Origin of the sequence: Mycobacterium sp. Aquia_213, from assembly GCF_026625985.1 — a bacterium.
Lineage (GTDB): Bacteria > Actinomycetota > Actinomycetes > Mycobacteriales > Mycobacteriaceae > Mycobacterium.
Genome location: NZ_CP113116.1, coordinates 1,764,216 through 1,775,752, shown reverse-complemented (window position 1 = coordinate 1,775,752; position 11,537 = coordinate 1,764,216). Strand labels below are relative to the sequence as shown.

At 65.0% G+C, this 11,537-nt stretch carries 12 protein-coding genes, 1 tRNA gene and 1 pseudogene; 6 read left to right on the top strand and 8 right to left on the bottom strand.

From position 1 onward, the window contains the following. Positions 1-143: 143 nt before the first annotated feature. From LMQ14_RS08460 to LMQ14_RS08440, 5 genes and pseudogenes are all read left to right on the top strand, one after another. Positions 144-220 (top strand) — tRNA-Arg (locus LMQ14_RS08460). Positions 221-679: 459 nt separating this feature from the next. Next, a pseudogene (locus LMQ14_RS08455) lies at positions 680-1,279 on the top strand (PPE family protein); the annotation flags it as partial. Positions 1,280-3,014: 1,735 nt separating this feature from the next. Further along, positions 3,015-3,647, top strand: a complete 633-nt coding sequence (locus tag LMQ14_RS08450) for a hypothetical protein (RefSeq protein WP_267734311.1) — start codon at positions 3,015-3,017, stop codon at positions 3,645-3,647. 226 nt (positions 3,648-3,873) lie between these two features. Next, positions 3,874-4,260, top strand: a complete 387-nt coding sequence (locus tag LMQ14_RS08445) for a hypothetical protein (RefSeq protein WP_267734310.1) — start codon at positions 3,874-3,876, stop codon at positions 4,258-4,260. A 45-nt stretch (positions 4,261-4,305) separates the two neighbouring features. Further along, complete coding sequence (locus LMQ14_RS08440; RefSeq protein ID WP_267734309.1) at positions 4,306-4,995, top strand: cutinase family protein; 690 nt, start codon at positions 4,306-4,308, stop codon at positions 4,993-4,995. Positions 4,996-5,001: 6 nt separating this feature from the next. Here LMQ14_RS08440 and LMQ14_RS08435 read toward each other — a convergent pair whose 3' ends face one another. Together LMQ14_RS08435 and LMQ14_RS08430 are read right to left on the bottom strand one after the other, a co-directional pair. After that, complete coding sequence (locus LMQ14_RS08435; RefSeq protein ID WP_267734308.1) at positions 5,002-5,271, bottom strand: YdeI/OmpD-associated family protein; 270 nt, start codon at positions 5,269-5,271, stop codon at positions 5,002-5,004. Between the two features lie 19 nt (positions 5,272-5,290). After that, the gene (locus LMQ14_RS08430) at positions 5,291-5,533 is read right to left on the bottom strand and encodes a hypothetical protein (protein WP_267734307.1); all 243 of its coding nucleotides are present in this window, start codon (positions 5,531-5,533) and stop codon (positions 5,291-5,293) included. A 144-nt stretch (positions 5,534-5,677) separates the two neighbouring features. Here LMQ14_RS08430 and LMQ14_RS08425 point away from each other — a divergent pair, with 144 nt between their 5' ends. Continuing rightward, entirely contained in the window at positions 5,678-6,448 is a 771-nt protein-coding gene (locus LMQ14_RS08425; protein WP_267734306.1) for an enoyl-CoA hydratase, read from the top strand. Between the two features lie 3 nt (positions 6,449-6,451). On the opposite strand, the gene LMQ14_RS08420 is transcribed toward LMQ14_RS08425, so the two are convergent. The 6 genes from LMQ14_RS08420 to LMQ14_RS08395 form a co-directional block, all read right to left on the bottom strand. Further along, positions 6,452-7,351: a bile acid:sodium symporter family protein gene (locus LMQ14_RS08420; RefSeq protein ID WP_267734305.1), complete on the bottom strand. Its 900-nt coding sequence runs from the start codon at positions 7,349-7,351 to the stop codon at positions 6,452-6,454. A gap of 181 nt (positions 7,352-7,532) precedes the next feature. Continuing rightward, entirely contained in the window at positions 7,533-7,958 is a 426-nt protein-coding gene (locus LMQ14_RS08415; RefSeq protein ID WP_267734304.1) for a hypothetical protein, read from the bottom strand. Positions 7,959-8,093: 135 nt separating this feature from the next. Continuing rightward, the gene (locus LMQ14_RS08410; protein WP_267734303.1) at positions 8,094-8,927 is read right to left on the bottom strand and encodes a mycofactocin-coupled SDR family oxidoreductase; all 834 of its coding nucleotides are present in this window, start codon (positions 8,925-8,927) and stop codon (positions 8,094-8,096) included. Positions 8,928-9,064: 137 nt separating this feature from the next. Continuing rightward, complete coding sequence (locus tag LMQ14_RS08405) at positions 9,065-9,880, bottom strand: HpcH/HpaI aldolase/citrate lyase family protein (RefSeq protein ID WP_267734302.1); 816 nt, start codon at positions 9,878-9,880, stop codon at positions 9,065-9,067. Further along, positions 9,880-10,374 carry a MaoC family dehydratase gene (locus LMQ14_RS08400; protein WP_267734301.1) on the bottom strand — a complete coding sequence of 165 codons (495 nt, stop codon included), beginning with the start codon at positions 10,372-10,374 and terminating at the stop codon, positions 9,880-9,882. Before LMQ14_RS08400 ends, LMQ14_RS08405 begins: the two co-directional genes overlap by 1 nt. After that, positions 10,374-11,537, bottom strand: coding sequence for an acyl-CoA dehydrogenase family protein (locus LMQ14_RS08395; protein WP_267734300.1), 1,164 nt, complete (start codon positions 11,535-11,537; stop codon positions 10,374-10,376). Before LMQ14_RS08395 ends, LMQ14_RS08400 begins: the two co-directional genes overlap by 1 nt.

Here is an 11,537-nt window from a genome sequence, read left to right as displayed (position 1 = left end):
TAACAGCTGTTTACCAGCTGGTGTTGTACGTGTGTCGAGGTTCAATACAATAACTGATTTCAATAGCGGTGCAAGGCTTTTCGCGCGTGTCGCGTCGGCGAGTCGGGGTGTCGCCGTTCGTTGGATAGACTGACCTGCGCATTGCCTCCGTAGCTCAGGTGGATAGAGCAAGGGCCTTCTAATCCCTAGGTCGCACGTTCGAGTCGTGCCGGGGGCACCAATCAGAGAGCGTTGCCACGGTTTTGCCCAAGCCGTGCGACGTCACGTTAAGCATCCCGAGCCAGTCGCTGACGGCGCGCCACACGGTGCCGAGAATTGCTGTCGCGAAGCGATCCAATGCTGGGCTAGAATCGTTTGCTGTCGGCCCATTTGCGGCTGCTCCGGGAGTCGTTGAGAATTGGGACGGTCTGCATGAATGTCAGTTTGCCGCCGGCCCCGCGCCGGTGCCGAGAGACCGTCGCGCCGCGACGCATCAAGCCGCCTCGGACCGACCCGCGGCACGGTCCCGAAACGTCCAGCGTCCGCATGTTTTTCAGGTATCCACCCGGCGGTTCGCCGCGGAACTCAACCGTTAAGCGTGCCGTCACTCCTGGTTTCTCTGAGGCGCGTCAGTTCCCCAGATCCGCGAGTACGCTCCTGCTGACAAATCAGCGCGCATAACTTTCAAAAGCGAAGAGACATGGATTTTGCCCTGTTGCCGCCGGAGATCAACTCCGGACTGATGTACGCCGGGCCGGGCGCCGGGCCGATGCTGGCCGCCGCGGCAGGCTGGAACGCGCTGGCCGCCGAGCTGGAGTACACCGCGGTCGGCTACTCCTCCGTAATTGCGGGGCTGGCCGGCCAGGTGTGGTTGGGCCCGGCATCGATGGCGATGGCGGCCGCGGCGACACCCTACGTGGGGTGGCTGTCAGCGACCGGCGCTGTGGCCGTGCAGACCGGCGTTCAGGCCTACGCGGCGGCGGGGGCCTACGAGGCGGCGTTTGCGATGACGGTGCCCCCGCCGGTCATCGCGACCAACCGGGCGCTGTTGCTGGCGTTGATCGCAACCAACTTTTTCGGGCAGAACACCGCGGCGATCGCGGCCACCGAAGCTCAGTACGTGGAGATGTGGGTTCAAGACACCACCGCGATGTATGGCTACGCCGCCGCGGCCGAAACCGCTAGCACCCTGGAATCATTCGACGAGCCGCCGCAGACGACCAAGTCCGACGGGCAGCTCGACCAAGCCGGCGCGCAGGCCCAAAACGCCGGCAAGACCGCCACCCAACGCACCCAATCCCTGATGCAGTCGCTGCAGCCGCCCCCCGAGGAGAAACCCACAACCACCATCGACCCCGGTTCCGCCTACACCGCGGGCACCAACGGGGCCACCGTCGGCGTCAACGAAGGCACCGTCACGGTCGGCCAGGGCGCCACCATCTTCTCCCCTTTCCAAGGCGGCAACCCCATCAGCGGTGGCGTCAACGGCGCCTACCTCAGCTACCCCGAATTCCAAGAGCCCTTCTACCTCGCTCCCGGCCAAGTGCTCCCCCGCGGCTTCCCCACCGGCAACCTCACCGTCGTGTCCGGCACCGTCAATGTCCCCGCGGGCTCCACTGTCACCTTCCCCTCCGGCAGCACCCTCACCGGCGGGATTGAGGGCGCCAACGTCACCGTCATCAACGGCTCCATCGCCCCGGCGGCGCCTGCGGTGACGCCGGCAACGACGTCGACGCCGGCAGCGGCGGCCCCGGCGGCAACGGCTGGAACATCGACAACCTCATCGACATCGACAACGTCGTCGGCTTCGACGACAAGCTCGTCGACATCGACGTCGGGGACGACATCGGGGACCACATCGGGCACGACGGCGGCGCCCGCGGAGCAGGTTCCGGGAGTCCAGGCTCCGGCGGCTCAGCCGGCCTCGGTGCCGCAGGCCGTACCCGGGTTGGCCCCGCCGCACGGCGTACCGGGATTGGCTGCGCCGCTCGCTGTTCCCGGGGTTGCCGTACCGGCTGTCGGGGCGCCAGCACCGGCGATCCTTGGCGATCCGCTGGTGGTGGCTGCCGGGGCGCCCTCGGCCGCGGGGGCTGCGCCGGATTTGGCGCTCGGGGGGCCGCTGGGTTGGCTCCCGTTGGTGCACACCGACCCGGTTGTACTCACTTCTTCGAGTGCGACGCTATTGGGTACCGGTGGTGGCGGCCTTACTGCATTCGCTTCCACTAAACCGTATTTTTATCGCGGCGAAACTGTTGTAACCAAAATACAGCATGAGGCAATAATGCGCGATTCATCGCTTCGCTTCGTGAAAAGCTTGGACATCGCACAGGGCGTGATTAGTTCGGTACCAACATTAGAATTATCCGCGGGACTTAATGAAGTAATCGCGTCCAATCAAGCCGCCGGAATTCTCTTCGAACAGATAAAAGCAGGCGGGGCTCCGGCAACAGCCGATCAGGCGCTCGCACTCCTCTCGGACGCAACGGAATTTGACCAAATTGCGGCCGCCACGTTCCGCGCGGTACCTCAAATGGCTGAACTGCAAGGCATCATGGCAGAAATGAAGTTGACAATGCCTCGCGATATCCTGCTAAAAGCCCAGTACGCCGCGATCGTCACACTTTTCGCGGCCCATGTTTCCGAGGCCGGCGCCAGTAACGGAAACCAGGCCTCGAGCGCGGCCGTCACTGACTTTGTCGACGCGGTGCGAAGCAATTTCGGTTTGGACTCAATCGCGCAGGCCTAAGACGACCCGGATCTTGATTCTCAGGCGACGAGGACCACAGCCACGCGGCGTTCATTCCACCGGGCACCGAGCTCTCTAGGTGGTTCGGCCTGCGGTCGGTGCCCTAGGTCGCCGGCACCGCCGACGTCGGCGACGCCGGCGGCTAGGAGAACGTCGACTGGAGCCCACGCGGGGGTCCAGGCGTAGTCGGCTCGGGGCGTAGCAAGGGCTCGTACCGGGGTTGGCTGCACCGAATTTGGCGCTCGGGGAGCAGCCGGGCTGGCAGCCGTCTACATTTACCCATATGCACATGGATCAGGCTGTACTCACATCGCTTGCGACGTTGCTAGGTGCCGGTGTTGGCGGCATAACGACATTCATGTCCTCGAAAGCCGCATTTCATCGAGGGGAAACCCTCGAAACCAAAAGGCAGCACGACGTATTACTGCGCGATGTATCGGTTCGCTTCGTGAAAACCTTGGATATAGTGCAGGGCGAGATTAGTTCGTCGAATTTCAAGGAATTGTCCGCAGAATTTGATGAACTCTTGTCGTCCAATCAAGACGTCAAGAACCTCGTCGAGCAGGAAAAAGGCGGCGCGGCCGTGGCAACAGCTACTCCGGCGCTCGAACTTCTCTCCCGGGCCGTGGATCCGACTCCTCCCATAGTCGAGCAAATTGCAGCTGCCACGCTCCGCGCGGCGCTCCGCGCGGCGCCTCAAATGGTTGATCTAAATAGCGTTATGTCGGAAATGAAGTTGATAATGCCTAACGACATCCTGCGAAAAGCTCAGTACGCCGCGATCGTCACACTTTTCGCAGCCCTCATTTCCGGGGCCGGCACACCGTCGAATAACTGGAACCAGGCCTCGAGTACGGCCGTCACTGACTTTGTCGAGGCCGTACGGACCGATTTCGGTTTGGACCCAATTGCGTTGGCCTGAGCCGACACGCTTCTTATTCTCAGGGGCACCGCGCGCCGGGTTGGTCAGACCGCTTTCCCGGCAGAATAGCGGTTTCTCCTGCTCCGCGCGCCAGCGGACCCCGCTGACGATAGAATAGTTCACCGAGCAACTACCTATGTGTTTGCCCAAATGGGTTCCGCGGTGGCGCGCTGAAGGACTATGGTCGGAATTTCCGGTTCATTTCGGCGCGCGAGAGGTGTGACGCATGAATCACGCTCTTTTGCTGGCAGCGGCGGCGGCGTTTGCCATCGGCACCGCGGCACCGGTTGTGGCGGACCCGGCGAGCCAGCCGGTTCCCAACATGGCCAACAATGCGGTGCTCGGACAGCCCTGCTATTCGAACACCGGACGATTCATCTTCGGCTACGACGCCGGCGGCAAGGTGTTGGCGTGCGGCGGGTCCGGACGGCCGGGTGTGTGGGTGGATCCCGGGACGCTGGTCGGGGTTCGGCAGATCGGCTCGAAGTGTGTGGCCGAGATTCATATTCTTGCGCCCGACAACACTGGGCTCTTTACCGCACAGTCGCCCGAGGGTGTCGCTCTGTTCTGCGCTTACCCAACCGACACCTGGGAACCGCGACCGAATCGCTAACGGGCGACCTCGGACGAGTCCGCCGCGATATGTCAGCATGGGGACGTGAACGCACGCCAGTTCGCTTATTCGCTGGGTGCCGCAGTGCTCGCCTTGGCGGCGCTGCTGAACGCACCGATGGGCATTGCACCCGCGTCCGCTGCTCCCTGCCCCGACGTCGAGGTGACGTTCGCCCGGGCCACCAACGAGGCACCCGGAGTTGGTGTGGTCGGCCAGCAATTCATCGATTCACTGCGCTCGCAGGTGGGCGGTCGGTCCCTCGGGGTGTATCCGGTCAACTACCCCGCCGGTGACGACTTCGCTCCGTCGGCCTCCGCCGGCGGCAGCGATGTACACGCGCACGTTGCGTCCATGGTTGCCAGCTGCCCCAGCACCAAGCTGGTGCTCGGTGGCTATTCCTTGGGCGCGATGGCAATAGACGAGGCCACCATCGCCCGAGCCCCGATTGCGGGCCTGATCCCCGACATCCTCACGGCGGACCAAGCCGACCACGTCGCCGCCCTCGCCCTGTTCGGGAATCCGTCGGACCGATACCTGGGCGGGCCGGTCAGCGACGTCAGCCCGTGGTACGGGCCCAAGGCCATTGACCTGTGCGCGCCCGGCGATCCGGTGTGCACCCCCGGCGGCGCATTGGCGCTGCCTTCACACGACGAGCTGTTTTCGCCGGTGCACCTGTCCTACGCGCAGTCCGGGATGCCCAGTCAGGCCGCGACTTTCGTGGCAAGCCATCTCTGACGCCCGCTACGGTCGCCCGGTGCGCTCGCGGTGCTTGCAGCCCGGCCAGCAGCAGGGCCGCCGCTGTCCTTCCTCCAGCTCCTCCTGAGTCCGGCGAATGCGGCGCTGTCGGGTCGCCGCTTGCTTGGCGTCCTCGACCCAGCAGATGAACTCGTTGCGCGCCAGCGGCGTGATGTCCTGCCACGCCGCGAGTGCGGTGGAGTTCGCGGTCAGTGCCTCGCGCAGGTCCGCGGGCAGTTTGTGCACCACCCCACCGGGCACCTGGTTGCCGCTCACCCGGCCAGATTAGCGACGATTACGACCCCGGGGTGTATTGCCACACCAGGCCGTGGGTTCCGTTCATCATCCGGTCGCACTGCATCATGTGTCCGTCGGCGTCGCGCATCGTCGCGTACCGCAGGGAGCACGGCTGGTCCTGTAGCGGAGGGTTGGCCGCCGCTACGCCGAGGCCGAGCGCGGTCAAACCCACCGCGATCGCCGAGAAGATTGCCCAGCGGATCGCCTGCGATGTGGTGGTGATCGTGATCGTCGCGCTCATGGATGCCCCTCGTCGTGATGCCGCTCACTGGTGTCTTCAGCATCGGAAGCGGGGCTTGCAGCATCCTCTGCAAATTCTTGACGCCGCTGCCACAAGTACCCTTTAGCTCGCCCACTGACGTCGCCGACCGCGGAGGAGCCCCCGATGGCCCAGTCCGATTCCGTCCTGTTCAGCGTGGACAATCGCGTCGCCCTGATCACCGTCAACGACCCCGATCGGCGCAACGCGCTGACGGGAGAGATCTCGGCACAACTGCGTGCGGCCGTCGAGCGGGCCGAAGCCGATCCGGGTGTGCACGCGCTCGTGGTCACCGGGGCCGGCAAGGCGTTTTGCGCCGGCGCCGACCTCAGCGCGCTGGGCGCCGCAGGCACGGGAGCCGCGGAATCGGGGTTGAAGCAGCTCTACGACGGCTTCATGGCGGTGGGCAGTTGCACGCTGCCGACCATCGCCGCGGTCAACGGTGCCGCGGTCGGTGCGGGCCTTAACCTGGCTCTGGCCGCCGACGTGCGCATCGCCGGGCCCGGCGCACTGTTCGACCCTCGTTTCCAGAAGCTGGGGCTGCACCCCGGCGGTGGCGCGACCTGGATGCTGCAGCGGGCGGTGGGCCCGCAAGTCGCTCGCGCGGCCCTGCTGTTCGGCATGCGCTTTGACGCCGAATCCGCCGTGCGGCACGGGTTGGCGCTCAGCGCTGCCGACGACCCCGTCGCCGCGGCATTGGAACTGGCCGACGGACCCGCGTCGGCGCCGCGCGAGGTGGTGCTGGCCACCAAGGCCAGCATGCGTGCCACCGCTAGCCCGGGGTCGCTGGACATCGAGCACCACGACTTCGCGATGCGCACCGAACTAGGACCGCAGGTGTCCTCGATCCAGTCACCGGAGTTCGCCGACCGCCTGGCCGCGGCACGGCGCAAGTAAGGCTTAAGCGCCGGATTCGCTCGCGACGGGCTCCGGCTGGGCCTTCACCCGAAACGCGGGGTCCAGCAGCCGGACCGCGCCGATGAACGTCAGGGCCATCAGGGGCGAGAGTGCGCCGTAAATCGCTACGGGAGCAGCCATTTCGACACTGTTGAGCAGTTGCGGGCTGAGCGCCACACCCAGCGCCACCACGGTGTTGTGCAGTCCGATCTCCAGGCTGATGGCAATCCCCTGTGGTGGACCCAGGCGCATCAACCGCGGCACCAGATAGCCGACGGTCAGGCTGACCGCGCAGAAGGATACGACCGCCCCGCTCACCACGCCGAAGTTCTTCAGCAGTGTCGTCTCGCCTTGGGCGATCGCCCCGCCGATGGCGACGATCAGCAGCAGTACCGCGACAATCTTGACCGGCGTTTTCATTCGCCGGGCCAGCTCGGGAAAGCGGTTGCGTATCGCAATACCGATCGCGGTGGGGATGAGCACCAGGGCGAACACCATGACGAACTTGTCCAGCTGCAGCGGGATGAACCGTCCCTGGCCGAGGAACCAGGTCATCGAGGCGGCCAGGATCGCCGGCAGGGCCACGACCGACAGTGCGGCGTTGATCGCGGCCAGGGTCAGGTTGAGCGCCAGGTCCCCGTTGAACAGGTGACTGACGATGTTCGCCATCGTCCCGCCCGGCGTGGCGGCCATCAGCATCAGCCCGACCGCCAGATGCGGCTCCAGGTGGAAGGCCTCGGCGATCAGCAGGCACAGACTCGGCAGCAGCAGGGCCTGGCAGAGCAGCGCCACCGCCAGCGGTCGCCGCATCGTGGCGGCTCGCTTGAAGTCATCCACGGTGAGAGTCAGCCCGAGGGCAAGCATGACCACCGCAATGACGTACGGAAAGTACTGGTTGCCCATAACGCTCCACGGTGTCGTAACGCAGCCGCCGTCGGTTTTGATCGGCGCAACTAGTTAGCTTGCCTTATACAGCAGCTATCTGCTTGGCGTCCAACCAGGCGGCCGGCAGCACGCAACCGTCGCGATAGCTCAAAACCCCTGAAATCCCAAGGGCTTCAGGGGTTTTGAGGGTAAGAATGCGTCAGGATGCCGACTTGATCGCAATCTGGTCGACCTGCGTGAACCCGGGCGGGTTGCCGCAGGCTCCCGTGATGTAGGTGTGTGCGGCCGTGCCGGTCAGCGTGTTGGGATCCCACACCGTGTGAGTGGTCGTGCCGTAGAGGGTGTAACCACCGCCCACGCAATTGACGTTGCTCATCGTGTCCATGACCCATTGACCATCGACCAACGTTGCCTGGCTAGCCCCGAGCCCGGCCTTGATCCAGAGGCATCCATTCCCGCAAGAGTTGATCGTCCAGCTGTTGTCTATGCTGTGGCCGCCTGGCGTCGTCACGGTCTCGGTGTAGCTGCCACTCATCGTCGGTGTGTCAGCCCACGCTGTGCCGGCTGACCCGACAGCTAAACCGGCGCAAATAGCGATTGCGGCGAAGCCCCGCGCGATCGTCATGATGTCGTTCCTTCCGTGGAGCTAGTCAGTGCAGCGAGCAACTGTTCTGGTGGATCACAGATTACGACACATTTGCGGCCTGGGCGTTCGCAAATGTTTCCGCTTTTTTGCGATCTCGTTAAGACGCGAAACACGCTATTTAACGGTGTAACCCGCATCGACGGGAAGGGAAATTCCGGTGATGTAGCGGCCGGACTGCCCGCACAGATAAACCATTGCTTCGGTCACGTCGGCGGCCTCGATCATCGGCACCGGCAACAGATTTTCCAATGCCGCATTGCCCTCGGGATACTCGGCCATGCGCTGCGCGACCGGCTCGTTGAGCAGCATCGGCGTGGCCACCCCGCAGGGGTGCACGGCATTGACGCGGATGTTCTTCTCCGCCAGCGTGGTCGCGAAGTACCGCATCAGGCCCACGACGCCGTGTTTGGCGGCGTGATAGCCGGCAAAGCCGTGGTTGCGCACGCTGAACGTCGGACACAAACTGTTCAAGCCCGCCGATGAGCTGGTGATGACGATTGCACCGCCCTCGCCCTGGTCCACCAGGGCCGGCACGGCCGCCTCGATCGTGTAATAAACCCCGTTGAGCAGGATGTCGACCGCGTCGACGAACGATTTCATCTGACTACCCTGGGCGCCAAAAGCCGGCAATATCCCGGCATTGGCGAGCACAAAGTCGATCCTGCCCAACTCGGCGACGCCGGCGGCGACGGCGGCCTTGAGCCGGTCGAAGTCGCGGACGTCACCCTGTTGGGCGACGATGCGCCGGCCCGCCTTTTCGACCAGGTTGACGGTCTCGTCGAGGTCCTCGGGTGTGGCCATCGGGTAGGCGACGCTGTCGATCTGGTCGCACAAATCGAACGCGATGATGTCGGCACCCTCTTCGGCGAACCGAACCGCGTGCGAGCGGCCCTGCCCGCGGGCGGCGCCGGTGATGAACGCGACCTTGCCGTCAAACTGCATTGCCATGATTCCTCCGAGCACTCGACGGATGGCAACAACCGTGAACCCGAGTATCCGCTCGAGGCCAGGTCCAGAGGCGACAATTGACGTTTTCACAACGCGGATGTTCGCCGAATTTGCGACCGCCGGGCCCGTGCGTATTCCTAGCCGGAATCTCCCGCTCGACGCACCAATGCTGCCGCGTGCTTGAGCACCGGCGAATCGACCATCTGGCCTTCGAAAGCGAACACCCCGCGCTCGTTCTGCGCGGCCGCCAAAACCCGGCGAGCCCAGTCCAGCTTCTCCTCGGTGGGCCGAAAAGCTTTGCGCACCACCGGAACCTGGGTCGGGTGAATGCAGACGGTACCGGCGAAGCCCAACGCCACGGCGTCTTCGGCCTCGGCGCGTAAGCCCTCCAGATCCGGGATGTCCAGGTGCACCGCGTCGAGCACAGCCAGGCCGAAAGCGGACGCCGTGAGCAGGGCCGTCGACCGGGCGTGGCGGGCGACGTCCCGGTAGCTGCCGTCGGCCGTGCGGCTGGAGCTGCCGCCGAGCGCGGCGACCAGGTCCTCGGCGCCCCACATCAGCGCGACGGTGCCCCGCGCCGCGGCGATCTCGGTCGCGAACACCACACCGCGCGGCGTCTCCAGCAGCGCGATCACGTCCCGCGGCACCAGTGCCGTCACCTGCGCCGCCGATTCGGTCTTGGACAACATCACCGTCGTATAGGCGGTGCCGGCCAGGGCCTCGAGGTCGAGAGCATATTCGGCGGTGTCGGCCGCGTTGATCCGCACCACGGTGCGCTCGGGGTCCAGCGGGGTGTCCTGCAACGCCTTGCGGGCGGTGGGCTTGTCCGCCTCCGCCACACCGTCCTCGAGGTCGAGGATCACGACGTCGGCCGCGGCGGCGGCCTTCGCGAAACGCTCGGGCCTATCGGCCGGGCAGAACAGCCACCCGGGGCCCGCGGCGCGCAAATCCATCAGGACTCCTTTTCGGCGGGTCGCTTTTGCACCAGGGTGGTGCGGACCGCGCGCGCAACGATATCGCCGTCCTGGTTGCGGCCGGTGTGCTCGAGGGTGACGATGCCTTCGCCGGGCCGGCTCTTCGACTCCCGCTTGCCGGTGCACACGGTCTCCGCGTACAACGTGTCGCCATGGAAAACCGGCTTCGGGAAGGACACCTCGGAGAAGCCGAGGTTGGCCACGATCGTGCCCAGGGTCAGCTGGGTGACCGACAGCCCGACCAGCGTCGAGAGGGTGAACATCGAATTCACCAGGCGCTCACCGCGGAAGCCGGGCTGCTCGGCGGCCCACGCCGCGTCGAGGTGCAGCGACTGGGTGTTCATCGTCAGCGTGGTGAACAACACGTTGTCGGCCTCGGTGACGGTCCGGCCGGGCCGGTGCAGATACGTCGTGCCGATCTCGAATTCCTCAAACCACAAGCCGCGCTGGACAACCGACTTGCCTTCGGTCATCAGAGGCCCAGCGATCGCGCGATGAGCATGAGTTGCACCTCGGTGGTGCCCTCACCGATCTCGAGGATCTTGCTGTCGCGGTAGTGACGCGCCACGGGGTACTCGTTCATGAAGCCGTATCCGCCATGGATCTGGGTGGCGTCGCGGGCGTTGTCCATGGCCGCCTCCGACGAGATCATCTTGGCGATGGCCGCCTCCTTCTTGAATGGCTTACCCGCCAACATCTTTGCGGCTGCATCGTAATACGCGGTGCGCGCGACGTGCGCGCGTGCCTCCATCCGCGCGATCTTGAAGCTGATCGCCTGGTAGGAGCCGATCGGCCGGCCGAACGACTGGCGCTCCTTGGAGTACTTGACGCTCTCGTCGACGCACCCCTGCGCCACACCGGTGGCCAGTGCGGCGATCGCGATGCGGCCCTCGTCGAGGATGGACAGAAAGTTCGCGTACCCCTTGCCGCGGATGCCCAGTAGGTTCTCCTCCGGTACCCGGGCGTCGGCGAAAGACAGCGGGTGAGTGTCCGATGCGTTCCAGCCGACCTTGTTGTAGACCGGCTCGACGGTGAATCCCGTTGTGCCGTTGGGCACGACGATCGTCGAGATCTCTTTCTTGTCGTCTCCGACCGTCCCGGTGACCGCGGTGATGGTGACCAGTGAGGTGATGTCGGTACCCGAATTCGTGATGAATTGCTTGGATCCGTTGATCACCCACTCGCCGTTGTCGAGTTTGGCCGTGGTGCGGGTGCCGCCGGCGTCCGAACCCGCGCCGGGCTCGGTGAGCCCGAAGCCGGCCAGTGCACGGCCGGCCACCAGGTCGGGTAGCCACTGTTGCTTCTGTTCCTCGGTGCCGAATCGGTAGATCGGCATGGCACCGAGGCCCACCCCGGCCTCCAGCGTGATCGCCACCGACTGGTCGACCTTGCCGAGTTCCTCGAGCGCCAACGAGAGCGCGAAGTAGTCGCCGCCCATGCCGCCGTACTCCTCGGGGAACGGCAGCCCGAACAGCCCCATTTCGGCCATCTTGGCGACGACTTCGTAGGGAAAGCTGTGCTCCTCATCGTGTTTGGCCGATACGGGTGCGACGACGGTGCGCGCGAATTCGGCGACGGTGTCGCGAAGGTCTTCGTATTCCTTGGGCAGCGTCCCCGCGGTGATCGTTGTCGTCAT

Coding starts and splice junctions, on each gene's coding strand:
- LMQ14_RS08450 (WP_267734311.1), top strand. CDS start 3,015: ATGGATCAGGCTGTACTCACATCGCTTGCGACGTTGCTAGGTGCCGGT.
- LMQ14_RS08445 (WP_267734310.1), top strand. CDS start 3,874: ATGAATCACGCTCTTTTGCTGGCAGCGGCGGCGGCGTTTGCCATCGGC.
- LMQ14_RS08430 (WP_267734307.1), bottom strand. CDS start 5,533: ATGAGCGCGACGATCACGATCACCACCACATCGCAGGCGATCCGCTGG.
- LMQ14_RS08425 (WP_267734306.1), top strand. CDS start 5,678: ATGGCCCAGTCCGATTCCGTCCTGTTCAGCGTGGACAATCGCGTCGCC.
- LMQ14_RS08420 (WP_267734305.1), bottom strand. CDS start 7,351: ATGGGCAACCAGTACTTTCCGTACGTCATTGCGGTGGTCATGCTTGCC.
- LMQ14_RS08415 (WP_267734304.1), bottom strand. CDS start 7,958: ATGACGATCGCGCGGGGCTTCGCCGCAATCGCTATTTGCGCCGGTTTA.
- LMQ14_RS08410 (WP_267734303.1), bottom strand. CDS start 8,927: ATGGCAATGCAGTTTGACGGCAAGGTCGCGTTCATCACCGGCGCCGCC.
- LMQ14_RS08405 (WP_267734302.1), bottom strand. CDS start 9,880: ATGGATTTGCGCGCCGCGGGCCCCGGGTGGCTGTTCTGCCCGGCCGAT.
- LMQ14_RS08400 (WP_267734301.1), bottom strand. CDS start 10,374: ATGACCGAAGGCAAGTCGGTTGTCCAGCGCGGCTTGTGGTTTGAGGAA.
- LMQ14_RS08395 (WP_267734300.1), bottom strand. CDS start 11,537: ATGACGACAACGATCACCGCGGGGACGCTGCCCAAGGAATACGAAGAC.